Source organism: Roseobacter fucihabitans (assembly GCF_014337925.2).
Lineage (GTDB): Bacteria > Pseudomonadota > Alphaproteobacteria > Rhodobacterales > Rhodobacteraceae > Roseobacter > Roseobacter fucihabitans.
The window spans coordinates 2,792,624-2,811,865 of the sequence record NZ_CP143423.1 but is presented as its reverse complement, the minus strand read 5'-3'; the positions used below and the strand labels follow the sequence as shown (position 1 = coordinate 2,811,865).

The window sequence follows — 19,242 nt, the reverse complement described above, 5'->3', positions numbered from 1 at the left end:
ACGATCAATCCGAGGGGCGGACCGAACATGGAACTCAAGATGATTGATGCTCTGCGTCGACTGAACAAGGGCATTGCCCTTTGCGTTGGCGCGGGATTGCTGATCTGTGCGGCTTTTGTGCTGACCGATATCATCATGCGACGGTTCGGCACGTCCCTTGGGGGCACAGAGGAGATCGCGGGCTATGCCATGGCGCTCGCGACCTCCTGGGGCATGTCTTACACGCTGCTTGAAATGGGGCATGTGCGCATCGATATCCTGCGCAGCCGCGCGGGTGGTTTCAAGCGCGCGCTCTTTGATGTCTTCTCCATGATCGTCATGTCGGGTGTGATTATTACCATCGCGATCAAGGCCTGGCCGGTGCTGGAACGCTCCATCAAAAACGATTCCACCGCCAATACGCCGCTGGAAACACCGCTGGTCTGGGTCCATCTGCCGTGGTTTGCGGGCTGGGTGTGGTTTGCGCTGATGTCCACGCTTGTGACCTTGGCAGCCCTTAGCCTGCTGCTCAAAGGACGTCACGGCGAGACAGAGGGCTTTGTCGGCGCCTTTGCCGAACAGGAGACATTGCAATGATCGGTTTCGTTTCGATTGCCCTTTTGGGGCTGCTCGCGCTGTCGATCCCGGTCGGCATCGTATTGTTTCTGCTGGGGTTCGGCATTGATACGTTTTTCTCCAGTTTCCCGCTGACGCGGGGCCTGGGCAATATGGTCTGGTCGTCGTCCAATTCGGCCACGCTGATCGCGATCCCGTTTTTCGTTCTGCTGGGCGAAATTCTGGTGCGCAGCGGCGTGGCGACCCGCACCTATGCCGCGCTGGATCGGTGGGTGTCCTGGCTGCCCGGCGGTTTGGTGCATGCCAATATCGCCACAGCAACAATGTTTTCCGCAACCTCCGGCTCATCGGTTGCCACCGCCGCAACCGTGGCCACCGTGGCCATGCCGCAGGCGGAAAAGCTCGGCTATGACCCCAAACTCTTCTCCGGTGCCATCGCCGCAGGCGGCACGCTGGGCATCATGATCCCGCCGTCGATCAACCTGATCGTTTACGGATTTTTAACCCAATCCTCCATCCCGCAGCTTTTCCTTGCCGGGCTCATCCCCGGTCTGGCGCTGGCGCTGTGTTTCATGCTGATCACCGTGCTCATTTGCCTTGTGCGTCCCGATCTGGGCGGGACGCGCCGGACGTTTCCCTTCCCGCAGATGCTGCGCGCGCTGATCGATCTGATCCCGATCCTGCTGTTGTTTGGTGTGATCATCGGTGCGATCTATCGCGGCTGGGCCACCCCCACCGAGGCCGCCGCCGTTGGTGTCGCCGGGGCCTTTGTGATCGCGTTGATCTTTGGTGGCGTCTCCTGGGACATGCTGAGCCAAAGCCTGACGGGCACGGTCAAGATCACCTCGATGATCATGCTCATCGTGATCGGTGCGTCATTTCTGAACTTTACGCTGGCCTCTGCGGGGCTGGGCCGTGAATTGACCGAATTTATGACCGGTCTGGGTCTGACCCCGCTGAAAACCATCCTCGTTGTTGTGGTGCTCTATATCGTATTGGGCTTCTTCATTGAGACGCTGTCGCTCATGGTTGTGACCATTCCGATCATCGTACCGCTGGTGCTTGCCCAGGGGTATGACGTGATCTGGTTCGGTATTTTGATGATTGTGCTGATCGAAATGGCGCTGATTACGCCGCCGGTCGGCCTGAACCTCTATGTGGTGCAGGGCGCGCGCAAATCGGGCAGTTTGAATGAGGTCATGTTGGGCGCGTTACCCTATTGCCTGACCATGCTGGCGATGGCCTTGCTGTTGATCGCTTTCCCGAGCATCGCGCTTTTCTTGCCAAACTATCTGCAATGATCCATGGGGCGGGTACGCCCCGAAGGCCGCGAGTATGGCATCAGAAATGCCATACTCGCGTTTCAAAGAATGTTCAGTTCGCGCCCAAAAGGTAATCATTTGTAAACCATGATGACACGTCGGGCTTTTGCGACAGGGGGCGGCCATCTTCGCCGCGCAGGATACCCGCTTCAAACAAGAACCCCGTGATGTTATGGAACATCTCATCATCGATCATGCCCACCGGCTCGCCGGGATCCTGCAAATATCCGCCCGCCACCAGTGCCTCCATTGAGGCACGCACAAGTGCTGGGTTGCTCATCATGCCATCGGTTTGTGCAATCAGTATCTCGGCTGCATCCTCTGGATTATTGGCCGCAAATTCATAGCCCCGCTGGGCGGCCTGCACAAAGGCGCGTGCGCTGTTGGGGTTCTGCGCAAGCCAGCTTCCATTGGCACCCAAAAACGTTGTGTGCTGATCCGGAACGCCGTAATCGGCATAACGAAATGCGCGCTGTGGGCGGTCCAGAAGAACAGAATTCACACCTTCCCAGGTGCTGACTTCAAGCGTGAAATCAACCCGACCATTGGCCAGCGCCTCATAAGCCGAGGTGCCCAATGTGACCGTGTCGAAGGTGCCGACGCCGCCGTCGTTGCGAATAATCGTTGAGATCAATGCTTCTTCCCAAGCGCTGCCAAACCCGGCGTAGCTTTTACCGTCAAGATCTGCGGGGCGCTGAATATCGTCCCGCGCGCCGTTAAACACCAGCCGCCCGGTCTCATGTTGCACAACGGCCATGACCACGGTCATATCGGCTCCGCTCGCGCGCTGGCTGTGAAACCCCACCGCGCTCAGGATCCCAAATTCCGCAACACCTGCGGCCACCAGCGTCCCCGAGGATGTATCCGTATAGGGCAAAATATCCACATCAAGCCCTGCCTCTTTGAACCACCCTTTGGAGTGGGCGACGTATAGGCCGACGTGGTTTGTGTTGGGCGTCCAGTCGAGCGCCACGCTCAGTTTGTCCTGGGCCGCACCCGCAAATGGGGCACAAAGGAATAGAGCAGTGATCAGATGTTTCATATGTCATCTCCGGTTTGGTTAAGTAAAATACCAAGCAGCTGAGCCTCCAGCGCATGTGCTGATGCGGTGGCGGGGTGTCCAAGACGCGGGCGCGGGTCGGGCACGATGACTTCGGCGATTACGCGGGCCGGGCGGCGTGACAGCACATAGATGCGGTCCGACAGGGCGACCGCCTCGCGCACATCATGCGTTATCAGCAAGGTCGTCCAGCGCGCGGCTTGCCAGCGATCTTCGAACCACTTTTGCATCTGCATCCGCGTCAAGGCGTCCAATGCGCCAAAGGGTTCATCCAGAAGTTGCATGGGGCGTGCCTGTATGATGGTGCGCAATAGGGCGGCGCGCTGGCGCATCCCGCCCGACAATTGTGCGGGGTAATACCCCTCAAAACCGACCAATCCAAAATCCGCCAACAGCGGCAAGACGCGCGCGCGCGCCGCCCCTTTGGAAACGCCCTGCACCTCCAGACCCAAGGTCAGATTGTCGAGGATGCGCAGCCATGGCATCAAGGCATCCCGCTGCGGCAGGAAGGCAAAGACCTGCGCGGTTTGATCAAGGGCGCGCCCGTTGCAGGTGATGGTCCCGCGATTCTGCTGCAACGCGCCTGTCAAAAGGCGAAAGATGGTCGATTTGCCCGCGCCCGAAGGGCCGACAATCGACACGAACTCACCCTCAGCAACATGCATCGAGATATCGTTGAGCACTGCCGTGTCGCCCAGGGTGACGCCGATGTCTTGCAGCTCCAGGAAACTCATCGGCGCTCCCCAAAACTGCGCCACCGCAACACCACGCGTTGCAGCACTGCGGTGAGGGCAAAGAGCACCAGGGTCAGAGCCGAACTGATCACAACAGCCGCCAGCACAAGGTCTGGTCGAAAACTGTTCTTGGCGTTCAGGATCACGATGCCCAAGCCCGCCCGCGCGCCGACATATTCCGCAAAGATGGCGGCGACCACCGCATAGGTGATCGAAATGCGCAATCCGGCAAAGAAATACGGCATGGCAGAGGGGAGGCGGGCCCGGCGGAACACGACGCGGCGCGAGGCTCCCATGGAGCGCAACAGATCTTCGATCTCGGGGTCGGTGGCGGCGTATCCGTCGACCAGCGCCACGAGCATCGGAAAGAACGTCACAAGCGCCACGAGCAACACTTTTGGCGTCAGATCAAAGCCAAACCAAAGCACGACCAAGGGTGCAATGGCGACCAGGGGCAGGGTTTGGCTGACCACGAAGATCGGGAATAATGCGCGCCGCACGCGCGGCATGAAGTCAAGGACAACCGACAGCACAAAGGCGAGTGTCAGCGACAGTGCAAACCCTGCAAGCGTGGCCTTCAGCGTCGGTATGGTGTTGTGCCACAATAGAACGCGGTTCAGCACCATCTGATCCAGCACCCGAGAAGGGGCGGGTAACATCAACGGAGAAACCCCCGAGACATGAACGTAGATTTCCCAGATCACGAAGGCACTGACCACGCTCAGCACAGCAGGAATACCGCGGGTCAGACCTTCGCCCAAAGGGCGAGGCGCAGGGTGTTGCATCAGATCAGCGCTTGGAGGGGCTGTTGGCGGAGACCGTCAAATCAATCGTGACATGGCCAACAGGGGGGCCAAACTGGCAAAACGCCTGCTGGAGCGTGGCAAACACCGGACCCGCGTCACCCGTCAGGCGCGTGCAAAAATTCTTGGACCGATCGAACGTGCCGCTTTGCTTGAGAAAATCAATGCAGCCCATGATTTCGGCCATGTGATCACCCGCCCCCATGACATAAAGCGAAAACTGCGCATCTGTCGCTTGGCCCGTCTCAGGCGTTGCGGCAAGGGCTGTCAGGGCACTCTGCTGGCGTGACACCAACGGCTCGGACGGATTGGCCAACGCGCCCGTTTGGCAGATCGGATCATCGGGTTCACCGGGGCAGCCCCGCGACAAGGTGGCGCGTAACACGAGATGCGCGCCAGAGGCTGCCGCCGCAACATACAGATCGTGCAGCGCGGGAAATAACACTTCTGGCGGGCCGACGATCAGGGTCGAGATATCGTCTGTTTCGATCCGCAATCTATCCCGCCAGGGGTCTAGTGCGCTGAGCGAAGAGAGGATGATGTCAACGAAACCGTCGGCCATCGGGTAAAGGGAAACTTGTGCGCCTGCAAACATTTCTGTCCTCCTTGCTACGCTGGCATTATCCAGATCAGCTTTGAGGGTCCGTGGGCTTGCGCCCCCATCTCAGCCGCGGCGTAACGCGGCTCCCCTGTGGTAATGCACGTTTCACAGATAAACGCAGCGAATGCAACCCCAACCGAGCGGGTGCGACCGACAATCGCATCTAACGGAAGGGTGCAAGCGATTGGGACGATGGCTGCTTGCCGTACGGTGGCTCTTCATCGGACGCGGCAGGCTCGGCAAAAGGAAAATCGCGGTTCGGGGTGTATGTGCGGGTTTTGGTGCCGCGCGATGAGTGCGCTTTGAAGGGGCGTTATCTTAGTCCTAGAACTGCTGCTTTACGTCAGAACCACTCCCCTCCCAGCCGGGGGCCGGCCGGAACAGGCATCCCCAAATATCCAGCGTAAAAACACAGCGGCTTAGCCTTGCCGCCGAAGTTAAATACGGACCGAAAATAGATGTTCCAAAGATCGCCCGTAAAGAACATCAAAACGCGCCAGGTCGTCCAGAACATTTCCAAAACCAGGCGATGCGAAATCTCGGTTCGGCTTTGAGAGAATGTGGAAAGACTTTTTGTTCCTCTCAAACCGACGCGAGGGCCGGGAGGGCGACGAATATACACGACAGCAGGACGGTTGCCGCTGGATCGCCGCATCGGCAGGTGCGCCCTTGACCCCTGTGGGCAAAGACGACCATAGCCTTCCCAGATCGGATCCAAAACCGGGGGCCATCATCATGGCTTTTAGCATGACAAAACACCCGTAAAAGTGGCATTAAACAATATGTTTACCAACGCGGTTTCCATCTGCGGAACGCGAAACGCAAATCCTGCACGGCCTCTCTTGCAAACCTCACTGCCAACCCATAGGTTCCGGCGAAATTCGCGCCACATGACCGTGACTGCGCGCCCTACCCGGAAGGACCCTCTCAATGGAAGCATTTGCGCAATTTGTGCCCCTCATCCTGATCTTTGCGATCATGTATTTTCTGCTGATCCGTCCGCAGCAAAAGAAAGTGAAGGAGCATCAGGCGATGGTTTCCGCTCTGCGCCGTGGCGATCAGGTGGTTACCCAGGGTGGCATCGTTGGCAAGGTGGCCAAGGTCAAGGATGACGGCGAATTGGAACTGGAAATTGCGGATGGCGTGAAGGTTCGTGTTATTCAATCGACCATTGCCACGGTGATGTCCAAGACTGAACCGGCTAAGTAAATACGCCAAGTAAAACGTTGAAAAGGCGTCTTTAATGCTGCAAATTGATCTCTGGAAGCGGATCACTATCTGGCTGACCTGTGCGGTCGGCCTTTGGTTGGCGCTGCCAAATGCCTTTTACACCAATGTTGAAAAGCACAATGATGCAATCGCAGCATTTGAATTGAGCGGCGGGACGGCGCAGGTGAGCGCGGACCGTGCGCTTTGGCCGGATTGGATGCCTTCGGGGTTGGTGAACCTTGGCCTTGATCTGCGTGGGGGAGCGCATTTGTTGGCCGAGGTGAAGGTGGCCGACGTTTATGCCGCCCGCATGCAGGCCGCCTGGCCGGAAATTCGCGACGCTCTGCGCCCAGAACGCGCAACGATCGGTACGATCCGTCTGCAACCCTCGCCTGAAGACGAGGTGCGTGTGCGCGTCAGCCAGCCTGAAGGCATGGCGCGGGCCATGGAAGTTGTGCGCGGACTCGCGCGCCCGGTGCAGACGATTACCGGGGTCGGGGCCAATGACATAGAGGTGCGCGCGCAGGATGATTTGATCATTGTCTCCCTTTCGGAGGCTGAAAAACTCGCCACGGATGAGCGTACCGTCCAGCAAAGCCTTGAAATCATTCGCCGCCGTATCGACGAGGTCGGCACCCGCGAGCCCACGATCCAACGGCAGGGGTCGGATCGGATCCTCATTCAGGTCCCCGGTGTCGGCTCGGCCAGCGAGTTGAAAGAGATCATCGGCACCACGGCGCAGCTGACCTTCAACCCGGTTGTTTCACGCGGCACGGATGGCAGTGCCGCCCCCGGAATTGGCAATCGGGTCGTGCCGTCGCTCGATGAACCCGGTACATTTTACGTGATCGAATCCGCGGCTGTTGTGACCGGTGAGGAACTGGTGGATGCGCAGCCCGCCTTTGATCAGAATGGCCGCCCGGCGGTGAATTTCCGGTTCAATTCAACCGGTGCGCGTAAATTTGGTGACTATACAGCGGAAAACATCGGCTCGCCCTTCGCAATCATCCTGGATGATGAAGTCGTCAGCGCGCCCACGATCCAAAGCCATATTCCGGGCGGGTCGGGCATCATCACCGGACGTTTCAGCATTGAGGAATCGACCAATCTGGCCGTTCTGCTGCGCGCCGGTGCTTTGCCTGCGGGGCTCGAGTTCCTCGAAGAGCGCACCATCGGGCCGGAACTGGGGCAAGACAGCATCGACGCGGGTAAAATTGCCACCATTGTGGCCTTCAGCGCGGTGCTGGTTTTCATGGCGCTCAGCTACGGGCTCTTTGGTCTTTTTGCCAATGTTGCGCTGATCATCAATATCGGGCTGATCTTTGGCCTGCTGAGCCTTGTAGGCGCGACGCTGACACTGCCGGGCATTGCCGGGATCGTCTTGACGGTGGGGATGGCGGTAGATGCCAATGTGTTGATTTTCGAGCGGATCCGCGAGGAACTCAAGACCGCAAAAGGACCCGCGCGCGCCATCGAGTTGGGCTATGAAAAGGCGCTCAGCGCAATTTTGGACGCCAATATCACCACCTTCATCACGGCGGTGATCCTGTTTGCGATGGGCTCGGGGCCGGTGCGTGGCTTTGCCATCACGCTGGGTCTGGGCATCCTGACCTCCGTCTTTACCGCGATCTTCGTGACGCGCCTCATCATCGTGATGTGGTTCGAGCGCCGCCGCCCCAAAACAATCGAGGTCTGATATGCGTTTGCGCCTGGTCAAGCAGAACACGAGTTTCGATTTCTTCAAACGCTGGAAACTCTGGCTGGGTATTTCGGGGTTGATGATGGTGGTGGCTTTTGCCTCATTCCTGCTCCAGGGCCTCAATTACGGCATCGATTTTCGCGGCGGCACCACGATCCGGACCGAAAGCCCGCTGCCGGTCGAGATCGGCATTTACCGCGATGCGATTGCCACGCTGGAACTGGGCGACGTATCGATCACTGAAGTGTTCGATCCCACTTTTGCACCGGATCAAAACGTCGCGATGATCCGTATTCAGGCGCAGGACGGTCAGGAAGCGGTCACCACCGAAGTGATCGTGGCGGTCGAACAGGTACTGCAAACCGTGCGGCCCGATATCAAATTCATTTCGGTGGAATCGGTTGGCCCGAAAGTATCCGGCGAATTGATCCAGACGGCAGCCATTGCCGTGGTGCTCGCTATCGGGGCGGTGCTGATCTACATCTGGCTGCGGTTTGAATGGCAATTCGCGCTCGGTGCCGTGCTGGCCCTGGTGCATGATGTGATCCTGACCATCGGGGTGTTTTCGGAACTGCAAATCCGGTTTGATCTGGCGATCATCGCCGCCCTGCTGACCATCGTGGGCTATTCGCTCAACGATACGGTGGTGGTGTTTGACCGGGTGCGCGAGAACTTGCGAAAATACAAGAAACGCCCGCTGAACGAGGTGCTCAACATCTCGATCAACGAAACGCTCAGCCGGACCTTCATGACCTCCGTGACCACATTGCTGGCGCTGATCGCGCTCTTCGTGCTGGGGGGGGACGTCATTCGCGGCTTCGTCTTCGCGATGATCTGGGGCGTGATCGTGGGGACATACAGCTCCATTTTTGTGGCCTCCGCAGCCCTGCTGTATCTCGGCGTCAAACGCGACTGGTCCAAGCCGGATGCCAATTCCGGCAACCAATACGCCAACATAGATGCTTGAGGCGCTCGCAGGCGTTTTCGAAACAGACGGGCTTCTTTGGCTGATGATGGGGGTGGTTGCGGCTGGCCTGGTGCGCGGTTTTGCAGGCTTTGGCAGCGGGATGATCATCATGCCGGTCGCCTCCGCCGTGCTGTCCCCGGTCGCGGCTGTGACCTTCATGATGATGGCGGAACTCCTCGGCCCCTTGCCGAATCTGCCCGCCGCCTGGCGTGAGGGCGCGCCGCGTGATGTCGCCCGTCTGATGATCGGTGCGGTGATCACCGTGCCCATCGGGATCCTCTGCCTGTCGGTTATGGACGCGAATTTCTTTGGCTGGGTGGTGTCGATCTCGGTGGGTATTCTGCTGGCGCTTTTGATGACCGGTTGGCGTTACAAGGGCGAACTGACCCCAAAACTGACGGTTGTGACGGGGGGGCTTGGGGGTTTCATGGGCGGTTTCGCCGGGGTGCCGGGCCCGCCGGTGATCATGCTCTACATGTCCAGCCGCCTGCCCATCGCCGTCATACGGGCGAATTTTCTGCTTTATCTGCTGGCCATTGACGTGGTGATGATCGCGGTGTTCTTCGTGCTTGATCTGTTTGTATGGAAAATCGCGCTGCTCGGCTTGATGGCGGGCATTCCCAATGTGATCGCCAATATGATTGGTGCGCGGCTTTTCAATCCGAATGCAGAGGTGATTTTTCGCCGCGTGGCCTACCTTGTGATTGCACTTTCGGCTATTATTGGCCTGCCAATCTGGAAGTAGGAGAGGACATGCGCCTGAATGAGATAACATTTACCGATGCCAAACCTGTTGAAGGCTATGGCAAAGGTTTTTTCCGCATCGGGGGAGAGGTGTTTCACAGCCCGGTGCTGACCGGATCCGGCGGCACGGTTGCATGGGACGGCTATGATGATCTGGCCGCTCTTGTCGCGCTCAAGGACGAGATTGACGTCCTTTTCATCGGCACTGGCGCGGAAATCGCGCACTTACCCGCGGCTGTGCGTGATGCATTGGAGGAGGCCGGGATCGCGGTCGAGATCATGGCCTCCCCGGCGGCCTGTCGCACCTATAATGTGCTCTTGAGCGAGGGGCGCCGCATTGCTCTGGCGCTCCTTCCTGTCTGATCGGGCTTTTGTGCGCGGCCTCAATCGGTTAACGCTGGCGCTATGACATTAACGATCCGTGATCTTTGCGTGGCGCGTGGCGGTGTTCCGGTGCTCGATCGGCTTTCCTTTGCGCTTGTGCCGGGGCAGGCGCTGATCCTGCGCGGTCCCAATGGTTCGGGCAAGACCACGCTGCTGCGCACCTTGGCCGGGTTGCAGCCCCCTTTGAGCGGGCATATCGAGGCAGCTGAGGAGAGTATCGCCTATTCCAGTCATTCCGATGGGTTGAAATCCATGCTCACGGTCACGGAAAACCTGCGCTTCTGGGCGGATGTTTTTGGCCAGGGTGACATCGAACCCGCCCTTGCGGCTTTCTCCCTGTCCCCTCTCAGGGACCGCATGGCCGGGACGCTGTCAGCTGGGCAAAAACGCCGCCTTGGGCTGGCGCGCATGCTGGTGACCGGGCGTCCCATCTGGATGATGGATGAACCCACGGTATCGCTGGACGTGGATGCGGTTGTGCAATTTGCCTCTGCGGTGAGCGCGCATCTTGGGGCGGGCGGTTCGGCGTTGATCGCCACGCACATCGACCTTGGCCTTGAGGCGGAGGTGTTTGACGTCACGCCATATCGCGCCGCCCTGGACGCACGCGCTGGTGCCAGCGACGAGGCCTTCCTGTGAAGGCGCTCCTGAAACGCGACCTGATGCTGGCCTTTCGCGCAGGGGGTGGTTTTGGCCTCGGCCTTGCGTTTTTCCTCATCGTGACCGTGCTGGTGCCTTTTGGCGTCGGGCCAAACTCGGACCTGTTGTCGCGCATTGCACCGGGCATACTCTGGCTCGGGGCTTTGCTGGCGTGCCTCCTGTCGCTGGATCGCCTGCTCGCGCTGGATTGGGAGGACGGCACGCTCGATCTGCTGGCGACCTCGCCCTTGCCACTGGAGGCAGGCCTCAGCATCAAGGCGCTGGCGCATTGGATCAGCACCGGGCTGCCGCTGGTGCTGGCCGCACCCGTTCTCGGCATCCTGCTCAACCTGCCCACACCGGGCTATGGCTGGCTGGTGCTCTCGCTCCTGCTCGGCACGCCTGCGCTCTCGGTGATCGGCACCTTTGGCGCGGCCCTCACGGTCGGGGTTAAACGCGGCGGCTTGCTGATGTCCCTGCTGGTGCTGCCGCTCTATGTGCCGACGCTGATTTTCGGGGCCGAAGCCGCGCGCCGGGGCGCGACCGGCATGGACGCCACCACACCGCTTTTGATGCTGGCGGGGATCACTGCGGGCGTGATTGCGATCATGCCCTTTGCCTCTGCCGCCGCTTTGCGGGTGAACTTGCGGTGAGCGAGACGATTTGCCCATTGAGCCGGACCGCAGGAGGGCTTAAATCAATCCCATGTCAGTAAGCGATCACACACCCAAACGCCCCTCGGGCTTCTGGAGCTACGCCAACCCTGTGAAATTCCTGGGGTTCAGCCAACGGATATTGCCCACCCTTTGGGTGCTGTCGGCGATCTGTCTGGTTGTGGGGCTGATCTGGGGCTTCTTCTTCACGCCTGACGATTTCCGGCAAGGCTCGACCGTCAAGATCATCTACCTCCACGTCCCCTCCGCCCTGATGGCCATTAACGCCTGGTTCATGATGCTGGTGGCCTCACTGATCTGGCTGATCCGGCGCCACCACGTCTCTGCCCTCGCGGCCAAGGCCGCCGCCCCGGTGGGTGTGGTCATGACGCTGATCGCGCTTTTTACCGGTGCGGTCTGGGGCGAGCCGATGTGGGGGACCTGGTGGGCCTGGGACCCGCGCTTGACCTCCTTCCTGATCCTGTTCCTGTTTTACCTCGGCTACATCGCCCTGTGGTCGGCGATCGAGGACCCGGATACGGCGGCTGACCTTACGTCCGTGTTATGTCTCGTCGGCTCTGTCTTTGCCGTGCTGTCGCGCTATGCGGTAAACTTCTGGAACCAGGGGCTGCATCAAGGGGCCTCATTGAGCTTGGACAAGGAAGAAAACGTTGCGGATGTTTTCTACTTCCCGCTTCTGGTCTGCATCGCCGGTTTCGTGTTGCTGTTTTTCGCTCTGGTCCTCTACCGGACCGGCACCGAAATCCGCCTGCGCCGCACCCGCGCGTTGCAAGCCCGTGAGGTGCGCGCATGATGCCTGATCTGGGAAAATACGCCGATGCTGTGCTCTCCGCTTATGGGGGCACGATCTTGTTGCTTTTGTTGCTGGTAATCTTCACCCTGCGCCGGGGGCGTGCGGCACGCGAAGCTTTGGAAAGCGTCGAAAAAAGGATCAAGCCAAATGGCTAAAATCTCGCCTCTGATGATCGCTCCGCCGGTGATTTTTGCAGCCTTCGTCGCCATGGCCGGGGTCGGTATGTTTCGCGATGACCCAAACCAACTACCATCCACCATGATCGGCCAGAGCGCGCCAGAGATCACATCCGTCGCGCTTGGCGATTACCCGCCCGTGACGCCCGAGGCCATGGCGACCGGGGAGGTGACGCTGGTGAATTTCTGGGCCAGCTGGTGCCCGCCGTGCCGCGCCGAACACCCCAAGCTGTTGGAAATGGCCGGGGAGGGCATGCCGATAATCGGCGTGAACTTCAAGGACAAAGAAGGACCCGCAACGTCGTATCTGGATGATGACGGCAACCCCTTTGCCGCCGTCGCATTTGACCCACAAGGGCGCACCGCAATCAACTGGGGCGTGACCGCGCCGCCGGAAACCTTCATCCTGGACGCCGAGGGTACGGTTTTGTTCCGCTTCGCAGGCCCTCTGGTTGGCAGTGACTATGAACAGCGGTTTTTACCCGCGCTCAATGCGGCGATGCAAGGTGAGTGAAAGCGTTAATGACTAAAGTGAGGTTCAGGAAAACTTGGTGACAGTTGAAATCGTTCCGGTTGACAGAAAATGAAAGTAGTGTTTCGCTCTGCATTATATGAACAGATCATTTTCATCGTTGGCAACTCAATAGGGACATTAATTTCTATTAGTCCAGAGGCCAGCAACTATAAAGGAAACATTCATGCGCACTTCAATTTTCGCAATTTCAGTCGTCGTACTCGTAACAACCAGCGCTCTACCTGCGTTAGCCGGCAATTTCAAACGGATCAAATCAGCTGAGGAGTTTACCGCATTGGTCGTCGGCAAGAAAATCGAATGGGATGGCGGCACAGCTATGATCCACGCTAACGGCAAAACGGATGGAAAGCTCAAGAAACAGGGGAAATACGCGGGTAATTGGGTCTTCAGTAAGGGGTTCTACTGCCGAAATCTTGTTATCAATAAGAAAGAAACTGGCACTAATTGTCAGACTGTTGAAATTGACGGCAATAGTATGCGCCTGACACGCGACCAAGGAAAAGGTCAATCGACAGTATTGTCGTTAAAATAACCGTACAAATCCAAGTCTAACCTTTGGATGCTAAATTAGGCTGGGAGTCATCGTTCAGTTGGTGTTCAAAACGGCCCGATCAAGAAAAAAGGCCTGGAATCGCACTCCGGGCCTTCTTGGTTTTTACCGATAATCCGCAATCAGGCGGCTTGCGCCAGATTGCGCAGGACGTAGTGCAGCACGCCGCCGTGTTCGATATATTCGATCTCAATCGCGGTATCGATCCGGCATTTCAGGGTGATCTCTGTTACCGCACCATCCGCCATTGTGATCGTGCAGGGCACCTCTTGCAGAGGCTTGATCGTATCCAGACCCGAGATGGACACCGTTTCATCCCCGCTCAGACCCAGCGATTTACGCGTGTCGCCACCGGTGAATTCAAACGGAATGACACCCATCCCGACCAGATTGGAGCGGTGGATGCGCTCGAAACTCTCCGCTACCACGGCCTTCACGCCCAAAAGTGCGGTGCCCTTTGCCGCCCAGTCGCGCGAGGAGCCGGCACCGTATTGCTCACCGCCAAAGATCACCAGCGGCGTGCCGGCCTCCTGATAGGCCATCGCGGCGTCATAGATTGACGCCTGATTGCCGTCTGGCCCCTTGGTATAGCCGCCCTCGACCCCGTCCAGCATCTCGTTCTTGATGCGGATGTTGGCGAAGGTGCCGCGCATCATGACCTCGTGATTACCACGTCGCGAGCCGTAGGAGTTGAATTCGCGCACCGGCACTTGCCGCTCGATCAGATATTGGCCCGCAGGGGTCGTATCCTTGAACGACCCCGCCGGTGAGATGTGGTCGGTCGTGATCATGTCACCCAAAATCGCCAATACGGAGGCGTTTTCGATGTTGCTGATCGTGCCCGGCTCTTTGCCCATGCCCTGGAAATAAGGCGGGTTTTGCACATAGGTCGAGGACACTGGCCAGTCATAGGTTTTGCTGTCCGTGGTCGCGACGCCCTGCCATTTATCATCGCCTTTGAAGACATCGGCGTATTTGGTCTGGAAGGCCTCGCGGGTCACGGTCTGCTCGACCAATTCCGCGACTTCCTGACTTGTCGGCCACAAATCCTTGAGGAAGACGTCATTGCCATCCCTGTCCTGTCCGATCACATCCGTCGCGAGGTTAATGTCCAGCGTCCCGGCCAGCGCATAGGCCACAACCAGCGGCGGGGAGGCGAGGTAATTCGCGCGCACATCCGGGCTGATCCGGCCCTCAAAATTGCGGTTGCCCGAGAGCACGGAGGTTGCCACCAGATCACCCTCGGCGATGGCGGCGGAAAGCTCTTTCTGGATCGGTCCGGAATTGCCGATGCAGGTGGTGCAGCCATAGCCCACCAGGTTGAAACCGATGGCGTCGAGATCCTCTTGCAGATTCGCCGCTTCCAGATAGGCGGAAACCACCTGGCTGCCGGGGGCGAGCGATGTTTTGACCCAAGGCTTGCGGTTCATGCCGAGCGCGCGCGCTTTACGCGCCACGAGACCCGCCCCAATCATCACATAGGGGTTGGAGGTGTTGGTGCAGGAGGTGATCGAGGCGATCACGACCTTGCCGCTTTCCATGGTGTAATCCTCGCCCACAACGGCGACCTCCTTGCCCATCGGGCGTTTGAAGGTCTCCTCCATTTCGCGGCGAAAGGCGGTTTGGCCCTGATCGAGCGCCACATAATCCTGTGGCCGTTTGGGGCCGGAAATCGCAGGCACGATGGTGCCCATGTCCAGATGCAGTGTGTCGGTATAGATCGGCGCATAATCATCGCCGCGCCAGAACCCGTTCTCTTTGGCATAGGCCTCGACCAGCGCAATGCGGTCTTCATCCCGGCCTGTGGTGCGCAGGTAGCGCAGAGTTTCCCCGTCGATCGGGAAGAAGCCACAGGTAGCACCGTATTCCGGGGCCATATTGCCGATGGTCGCACGATCTGCCAGTGGCAAACGGTCCAGACCTTCGCCGTAGAATTCGACGAATTTGCCGACAACACCCTTTGCGCGCAGCAATTCAACCACTTTGAGCACGAGGTCGGTACCAGTGGTGCCTTCCATCATCGTGCCGGTCAGCTCGAAACCAATGACCTCGGGTATCAGCATGGAGATCGGCTGGCCGAGCATGGCGGCTTCGGCCTCGATCCCACCCACACCCCAGCCCAGAACGGCGGCGCCATTGACCATCGTGGTGTGGCTGTCGGTGCCCACAAGCGTGTCGGGATAGGCGACATTCGCGCCGGTCTGATCCGTATCCGTCCAGACGGTTTGCGCAAGATATTCAAGGTTTACCTGATGGCAAATGCCGGTGCCGGGCGGCACAACGCGGAAATTGTTGAACGCCTTCTGACCCCATTTGAGGAAGGTATAGCGCTCCATATTGCGCTCATATTCGCGATCAACATTCATCTGAAACGCGCGAGGGTTGCCAAATTCATCGATCATCACCGAGTGGTCAATGACCAGATCGACCGGGTTCAGCGGGTTGATCTTCTCCGCATCACCGCCAAGGCTGATGATGGCATCGCGCATCGCGGCCAGATCCACCACAGCCGGAACACCAGTGAAATCCTGCAACAAGACGCGGGCAGGGCGGTAGGCAATCTCGCGCGGGTTCTTGCCACCATTGGCACCCCAAACGGCAAAGGCCTTGATGTCATCAGTCGTGACCGTCTTTCCGTCCTCAAACCGCAGCATGTTTTCCAGCACGACTTTCAACGCGGCGGGCAATTTTGAAAAATCTCCAAGGCCTGCTTTTGTCGCGGCGGGGATCGAGTAGTAATCTACGGTTTGCGCGCCGACATTCAGGGTCTTGCGCGTTTTCGAGGTGTCGTGACCAACGGTAATGGGCATGGAAGCGTTCCTCTTGCTATGGGCTGGATCATCTTGTGAACTGGAGGTTGAATGCCCTAAGGCGATGGGCAATTCAACTCAAATCACAGCAAGAGCATTCGGTTGTATACCGCTGTATGCGGGAATTTGGTCTATTCTGCTCTCATTCTCTCAACAAACCTTGATTGGTCATTGCAGCGTCGCGGCTCTAGGATGCATTCTAAGGTTGGCGGATTGGCAAGGAATCACATGAAAAAACTGTCTTACGTTTTGGCGGCTTTTTGGCTGATCAGCGCGCCAGCTGTGGCCCAGAATTCGCCGGTTGTCGTTGAATTGTTTACGTCACAGGGATGTTCCTCCTGCCCGCCCGCAGATGAGCTGTTGCATGGGCTGGCCGAACGCGACGATGTGATCGCGCTGGCTTTGCATGTGGATTACTGGGATTACATCGGCTGGAAGGATGAATTCGCCGACCCCAGAAACGCTGAACGTCAACGCGCCTATGCTACGACAGCGGGGCGGCGCTCGATCTACACCCCTGAAATGATCGTAAACGGGTTGACTGATATCGTGGGCGCAAAACCAATGGAAATTTCCAAGGCAATTGCAGAGCACAAGGAGGTGCCGGCCAGTGTTACGGTTTCGCTGCAAAAGTCCGGTGATGATCTGCGGATCGAGGCGCAGGTCTTGCGTGATGTTAAAGGCCCGTTGGTGGTCCAGATTCTGCGTTACAAACCCCGCCGCGAGGCGCGGATAACACGCGGTGAAAACGCAGGTAAAACAATAGACTACGCGAATGTGACGCAAGATTGGAAGGTCCTGGCGGAATGGGACGGGCGCGCGCCGTTTTCGATGAACGCAATCGCCACGGGCGATGATCCCGTTGTCGTGCTGATCCAAAGCACCGAGATGGGGCCGATTGTGGCAGCGGCGCGCATCAGGTGAGAAGCGGCGAGCGGTATGATGTGGCGTCGGCTTCATACGATCCACAGAGAGAGTGATACGCACGAGGCGGTCTTTGCCACGCGGGGCTGCAACGCTGAGATCGGTGCCGGGGCTGTGTTAGCCGTCGTCGGTTTCTTCCACAACAAGCAGTAACTCGCCCGTAGTTTCCATTTCGCGGATGACCGAAACGATGGATGCCATGGCCTCCTCGACCTCTGTGGTTTTGACGGTCCCTTTTTCGCCCATTTCTTCGCGCAGTTGATCGGCCATGCGACCGGACATGTTTTCCAGAATAAAATCCGCAGAGAGTTTCATACCAGCTGCTTCTGCACCGGCTAATGCAGTCAAAAGCTGTTCCTGTTCCAACTCGCGAATGACGCGTGGAATATCTCGTGGGGCAATACGCTGGGGGATATTTGCGAAAGTGAAAATTGCTTTACGGACCAGATCGGCAAATCCGGCATCGGTTTCATCCAACCCTTCCAGGACATCATCACGGGTTATGGATTTTGCTGAGTTCAAAATGGCCCCCACGCGCTCCACCGGTCCGCTGTCAAAGGCCTTAAGCGGTTCGGCGTCCAATTGCGTTGCAAGCGAAATACCGATTCGATCCACCGCATCAGGCGTGACGGCGCTGGTCTGGGAGACGGCATAGGTAATCCGACGCGCCTTGGGTCCGGGCAATTTGCTCAACAGCTCTGCGGCGCGCGCCACATTGATCTTGGACAGCAAGACAGCGGCGACTTCGATGCTTTCGTTTTCCAGGACCGGCAGGAGCTTTTCCACGCCCATGTCCTTCAACCGGGCCCAGGGGTCGCCATATTGGCGCACGCCCGCCTCCTTGCGCAGCCGGGTCGCGGTTTGTTTGGAAATACGACCGTCAAGGGAGTCGAGCGCGCCCGCCATGCCACCCGGAAAGGATAAGCCGATATTCTCCAATTCATCGGCAAATTCTGACACGACACTGGCAAGCGTGGCCCGATCCACCAGCCGCATGGAACCCATTTGCTTGGTCAGATGCGCCTGAAGATCTTCGGGGAGGTCTTCGAGCGGAATTTCGGCCCCCTCATTCAGCAGCAAACGCACAACAATTGCCGCTTTTGCGCGTCGGCTCAGCGTCACGGGTGCGGCGTCTCCCATTCCCGGCAGGGCCGGAAACGGCGCCATTGGAACCATATCAGTCATCATTATCCGCCTTGGTAAAAGTCTTTCCAAGGATTGCCAGATAAAGGTAAATATTGGCTGAAATCAGTAGCTGTAAGTTGCGCCAGTCGCGATTGCCTTACGCAGTGATGTTTCGGACCAACTCCCCGTTCCACCATGCGCGCGGATGGCGCGCAGTTGGACCTTGGCCGCCTCAATGTCACCGCTGGCCACGAATCCTTGCCCCATGTAAGAGCGCGCTAGGATATTGGCCGGATCCTGCGCAATCGCACGTTCATAATACGTGTTCCCAAGCGCCACATTACCAAGTTTGCGATGCGTGAAACCCATATAAGTCAACCGGCCAGGGTCATCCGCCGCCATGGCGCTCAGGACAACCTGCGCATCTTCATAACGGCCAGCATAGGCCAACTGTCGCACGGTCTGATAGAGCTGGTCGCGCTCTAGGCTGCTTTCCTTGGAGTCGACGCAGCGTCTTATGCGCTCGTCAAATACCTGCGCACCCTCGCAGGAGATCGCAGGCTTGATCGGCGGCTCATCATTGCCGCCACCGGCTGCCAGAAGTGTCGTTGGAAAAAGAAGGGCCGCGCCCAGAGCAATCCGCATCATACCAGAATTCCTTATCAGAAGAGATCTTATGCAGGGTATACGGGTTAGGGGCGTGTTTTATTCAATCACGCGTGGGTGATTGAATAAAATTCTCTGCATTTAGCTGGTAACGCCGGTGACGCAGGTCCCGGAGGCGGCGTCATAACTGGTGCCGGCGGCACAGGACATGGTCACTTTTTCTTTGCCGTAGTTACACCCACCAGCAAAGGCCAATACGGGTGTCAGTGTTAGGGCCACCGCGGCGGCCAAAGTCTTGATCGTCATTGCGGTTCTCCTTTGTTGATACCGTT

Annotated in this window: 22 protein-coding genes and 1 riboswitch; of the genes, 14 read left to right on the top strand and 8 right to left on the bottom strand. The window is 58.3% G+C overall.

The window, feature by feature from the left end:
• Window positions 1-27: 27 nt before the first annotated feature.
• Both ROLI_RS13750 and ROLI_RS13745 read left to right on the top strand, forming a co-directional pair.
• Window positions 28-576 (top strand): TRAP transporter small permease subunit, encoded by a 549-nt coding sequence (locus tag ROLI_RS13750; RefSeq protein ID WP_187431232.1) that lies wholly within the window; start codon window positions 28-30, stop codon window positions 574-576.
• The gene (locus tag ROLI_RS13745; RefSeq protein WP_187431233.1) at window positions 573-1,856 is read left to right on the top strand and encodes a TRAP transporter large permease; all 1,284 of its coding nucleotides are present in this window, start codon (window positions 573-575) and stop codon (window positions 1,854-1,856) included. Before ROLI_RS13750 ends, ROLI_RS13745 begins: the two co-directional genes overlap by 4 nt.
• A 73-nt stretch (window positions 1,857-1,929) precedes the next feature.
• Here the strand turns inward: ROLI_RS13745 and ROLI_RS13740 are convergent, their stop codons facing one another.
• The 4 genes from ROLI_RS13740 to ROLI_RS13725 form a co-directional block, all read right to left on the bottom strand.
• Complete coding sequence (locus tag ROLI_RS13740) at window positions 1,930-2,919, bottom strand: ABC transporter substrate-binding protein (RefSeq protein WP_187431234.1); 990 nt, start codon at window positions 2,917-2,919, stop codon at window positions 1,930-1,932.
• Complete coding sequence (locus tag ROLI_RS13735; protein ID WP_187431235.1) at window positions 2,916-3,671, bottom strand: ABC transporter ATP-binding protein; 756 nt, start codon at window positions 3,669-3,671, stop codon at window positions 2,916-2,918. The genes ROLI_RS13740 and ROLI_RS13735 overlap by 4 nt, the downstream gene beginning before the upstream one ends.
• Window positions 3,668-4,456, bottom strand: coding sequence for an ABC transporter permease (locus ROLI_RS13730; protein WP_187431236.1), 789 nt, complete (start codon window positions 4,454-4,456; stop codon window positions 3,668-3,670). The genes ROLI_RS13735 and ROLI_RS13730 overlap by 4 nt, the downstream gene beginning before the upstream one ends.
• A gap of 4 nt (window positions 4,457-4,460) precedes the next feature.
• A complete protein-coding gene (locus tag ROLI_RS13725; protein ID WP_187431237.1) occupies window positions 4,461-5,069 on the bottom strand; it encodes a YkoF family thiamine/hydroxymethylpyrimidine-binding protein in 609 nt (202 codons plus the stop codon).
• Window positions 5,063-5,175: riboswitch (TPP riboswitch) on the bottom strand. Its footprint overlaps the gene before it by 7 nt.
• 830 nt (window positions 5,176-6,005) lie before the next feature.
• Between ROLI_RS13725 and yajC the strand changes: the two genes are divergently transcribed.
• The 11 genes from yajC (at window position 6,006) to ROLI_RS13670 (ending at window position 13,427) form a co-directional block, all read left to right on the top strand.
• Window positions 6,006-6,284: a preprotein translocase subunit YajC gene (gene yajC / locus ROLI_RS13720; RefSeq protein WP_187431239.1), complete on the top strand. Its 279-nt coding sequence runs from the start codon at window positions 6,006-6,008 to the stop codon at window positions 6,282-6,284.
• Between the two features lie 34 nt (window positions 6,285-6,318).
• The gene (gene secD / locus ROLI_RS13715; RefSeq protein WP_187431240.1) at window positions 6,319-7,980 is read left to right on the top strand and encodes a protein translocase subunit SecD; all 1,662 of its coding nucleotides are present in this window, start codon (window positions 6,319-6,321) and stop codon (window positions 7,978-7,980) included.
• A gap of 1 nt (window position 7,981) precedes the next feature.
• A complete protein-coding gene (secF, locus tag ROLI_RS13710; RefSeq protein ID WP_187431241.1) occupies window positions 7,982-8,950 on the top strand; it encodes a protein translocase subunit SecF in 969 nt (322 codons plus the stop codon).
• Window positions 8,943-9,695 carry a sulfite exporter TauE/SafE family protein gene (locus tag ROLI_RS13705; RefSeq protein ID WP_187431242.1) on the top strand — a complete coding sequence of 251 codons (753 nt, stop codon included), beginning with the start codon at window positions 8,943-8,945 and terminating at the stop codon, window positions 9,693-9,695. Before secF ends, ROLI_RS13705 begins: the two co-directional genes overlap by 8 nt.
• Window positions 9,696-9,703: 8 nt before the next feature.
• Complete coding sequence (locus ROLI_RS13700) at window positions 9,704-10,057, top strand: Mth938-like domain-containing protein (RefSeq protein WP_187431243.1); 354 nt, start codon at window positions 9,704-9,706, stop codon at window positions 10,055-10,057.
• Window positions 10,058-10,099: 42 nt separating this feature from the next.
• Window positions 10,100-10,717: a heme ABC exporter ATP-binding protein CcmA gene (ccmA, locus tag ROLI_RS13695; RefSeq protein ID WP_187431244.1), complete on the top strand. Its 618-nt coding sequence runs from the start codon at window positions 10,100-10,102 to the stop codon at window positions 10,715-10,717.
• Entirely contained in the window at window positions 10,714-11,370 is a 657-nt protein-coding gene (gene ccmB / locus ROLI_RS13690) for a heme exporter protein CcmB (protein ID WP_187431245.1), read from the top strand. Before ccmA ends, ccmB begins: the two co-directional genes overlap by 4 nt.
• Before the next feature lie 52 nt (window positions 11,371-11,422).
• Window positions 11,423-12,184 (top strand): heme ABC transporter permease, encoded by a 762-nt coding sequence (locus ROLI_RS13685; protein ID WP_187431246.1) that lies wholly within the window; start codon window positions 11,423-11,425, stop codon window positions 12,182-12,184.
• On the top strand, window positions 12,184-12,339 hold the full coding sequence (ccmD, locus tag ROLI_RS13680) for a heme exporter protein CcmD (protein WP_405049025.1): 156 nt from the start codon (window positions 12,184-12,186) through the stop codon (window positions 12,337-12,339). Before ROLI_RS13685 ends, ccmD begins: the two co-directional genes overlap by 1 nt.
• Complete coding sequence (locus ROLI_RS13675) at window positions 12,332-12,874, top strand: DsbE family thiol:disulfide interchange protein (RefSeq protein ID WP_187431248.1); 543 nt, start codon at window positions 12,332-12,334, stop codon at window positions 12,872-12,874. The genes ccmD and ROLI_RS13675 overlap by 8 nt, the downstream gene beginning before the upstream one ends.
• A 184-nt stretch (window positions 12,875-13,058) precedes the next feature.
• Window positions 13,059-13,427 (top strand): hypothetical protein, encoded by a 369-nt coding sequence (locus ROLI_RS13670; RefSeq protein ID WP_187431249.1) that lies wholly within the window; start codon window positions 13,059-13,061, stop codon window positions 13,425-13,427.
• A gap of 140 nt (window positions 13,428-13,567) precedes the next feature.
• Here the strand turns inward: ROLI_RS13670 and acnA are convergent, their stop codons facing one another.
• Window positions 13,568-16,255, bottom strand: a complete 2,688-nt coding sequence (acnA, locus tag ROLI_RS13665; protein WP_187431250.1) for an aconitate hydratase AcnA — start codon at window positions 16,253-16,255, stop codon at window positions 13,568-13,570.
• A 228-nt stretch (window positions 16,256-16,483) separates the two neighbouring features.
• Between acnA and ROLI_RS13660 the strand changes: the two genes are divergently transcribed.
• The gene (locus ROLI_RS13660; RefSeq protein ID WP_187431251.1) at window positions 16,484-17,179 is read left to right on the top strand and encodes a thioredoxin family protein; all 696 of its coding nucleotides are present in this window, start codon (window positions 16,484-16,486) and stop codon (window positions 17,177-17,179) included.
• A gap of 117 nt (window positions 17,180-17,296) precedes the next feature.
• Here the strand turns inward: ROLI_RS13660 and ROLI_RS13655 are convergent, their stop codons facing one another.
• The 3 genes from ROLI_RS13655 to ROLI_RS13645 all read right to left on the bottom strand — a co-directional run bounded on the left by ROLI_RS13655 (window position 17,297) and on the right by ROLI_RS13645 (window position 19,216).
• A complete protein-coding gene (locus ROLI_RS13655) occupies window positions 17,297-18,364 on the bottom strand; it encodes a FliG C-terminal domain-containing protein (RefSeq protein WP_187431270.1) in 1,068 nt (355 codons plus the stop codon).
• A gap of 63 nt (window positions 18,365-18,427) precedes the next feature.
• Entirely contained in the window at window positions 18,428-18,952 is a 525-nt protein-coding gene (locus ROLI_RS13650) for a hypothetical protein (RefSeq protein WP_187431252.1), read from the bottom strand.
• A gap of 99 nt (window positions 18,953-19,051) precedes the next feature.
• Window positions 19,052-19,216 (bottom strand): adenylosuccinate lyase, encoded by a 165-nt coding sequence (locus ROLI_RS13645; protein ID WP_187431253.1) that lies wholly within the window; start codon window positions 19,214-19,216, stop codon window positions 19,052-19,054.
• Between the last annotated feature and the right edge of the window lie 26 nt (window positions 19,217-19,242).

Excerpts from the sequence above, each read along its gene's own strand:
- ROLI_RS13670 (WP_187431249.1), top strand. The coding sequence starts at position 13,059 with ATGCGCACTTCAATTTTCGCAATTTCAGTCGTCGTACTCGTAACAACC.
- ROLI_RS13685 (WP_187431246.1), top strand. The coding sequence starts at position 11,423 with ATGTCAGTAAGCGATCACACACCCAAACGCCCCTCGGGCTTCTGGAGC.
- ROLI_RS13660 (WP_187431251.1), top strand. The coding sequence starts at position 16,484 with ATGAAAAAACTGTCTTACGTTTTGGCGGCTTTTTGGCTGATCAGCGCG.
- ROLI_RS13645 (WP_187431253.1), bottom strand. The coding sequence starts at position 19,216 with ATGACGATCAAGACTTTGGCCGCCGCGGTGGCCCTAACACTGACACCC.
- secD (WP_187431240.1), top strand. The coding sequence starts at position 6,319 with ATGCTGCAAATTGATCTCTGGAAGCGGATCACTATCTGGCTGACCTGT.
- ccmA (WP_187431244.1), top strand. The coding sequence starts at position 10,100 with ATGACATTAACGATCCGTGATCTTTGCGTGGCGCGTGGCGGTGTTCCG.
- ROLI_RS13730 (WP_187431236.1), bottom strand. The coding sequence starts at position 4,456 with ATGCAACACCCTGCGCCTCGCCCTTTGGGCGAAGGTCTGACCCGCGGT.
- ccmD (WP_405049025.1), top strand. The coding sequence starts at position 12,184 with ATGCCTGATCTGGGAAAATACGCCGATGCTGTGCTCTCCGCTTATGGG.
- ROLI_RS13655 (WP_187431270.1), bottom strand. The coding sequence starts at position 18,364 with ATGACTGATATGGTTCCAATGGCGCCGTTTCCGGCCCTGCCGGGAATG.
- acnA (WP_187431250.1), bottom strand. The coding sequence starts at position 16,255 with ATGCCCATTACCGTTGGTCACGACACCTCGAAAACGCGCAAGACCCTG.
- secF (WP_187431241.1), top strand. The coding sequence starts at position 7,982 with ATGCGTTTGCGCCTGGTCAAGCAGAACACGAGTTTCGATTTCTTCAAA.
- ROLI_RS13740 (WP_187431234.1), bottom strand. The coding sequence starts at position 2,919 with ATGAAACATCTGATCACTGCTCTATTCCTTTGTGCCCCATTTGCGGGT.
- yajC (WP_187431239.1), top strand. The coding sequence starts at position 6,006 with ATGGAAGCATTTGCGCAATTTGTGCCCCTCATCCTGATCTTTGCGATC.
- ROLI_RS13675 (WP_187431248.1), top strand. The coding sequence starts at position 12,332 with ATGGCTAAAATCTCGCCTCTGATGATCGCTCCGCCGGTGATTTTTGCA.
- ROLI_RS13650 (WP_187431252.1), bottom strand. The coding sequence starts at position 18,952 with ATGATGCGGATTGCTCTGGGCGCGGCCCTTCTTTTTCCAACGACACTT.
- ROLI_RS13750 (WP_187431232.1), top strand. The coding sequence starts at position 28 with ATGGAACTCAAGATGATTGATGCTCTGCGTCGACTGAACAAGGGCATT.
- ROLI_RS13700 (WP_187431243.1), top strand. The coding sequence starts at position 9,704 with ATGCGCCTGAATGAGATAACATTTACCGATGCCAAACCTGTTGAAGGC.
- ROLI_RS13705 (WP_187431242.1), top strand. The coding sequence starts at position 8,943 with ATGCTTGAGGCGCTCGCAGGCGTTTTCGAAACAGACGGGCTTCTTTGG.
- ROLI_RS13725 (WP_187431237.1), bottom strand. The coding sequence starts at position 5,069 with ATGTTTGCAGGCGCACAAGTTTCCCTTTACCCGATGGCCGACGGTTTC.
- ROLI_RS13735 (WP_187431235.1), bottom strand. The coding sequence starts at position 3,671 with ATGAGTTTCCTGGAGCTGCAAGACATCGGCGTCACCCTGGGCGACACG.
- ROLI_RS13745 (WP_187431233.1), top strand. The coding sequence starts at position 573 with ATGATCGGTTTCGTTTCGATTGCCCTTTTGGGGCTGCTCGCGCTGTCG.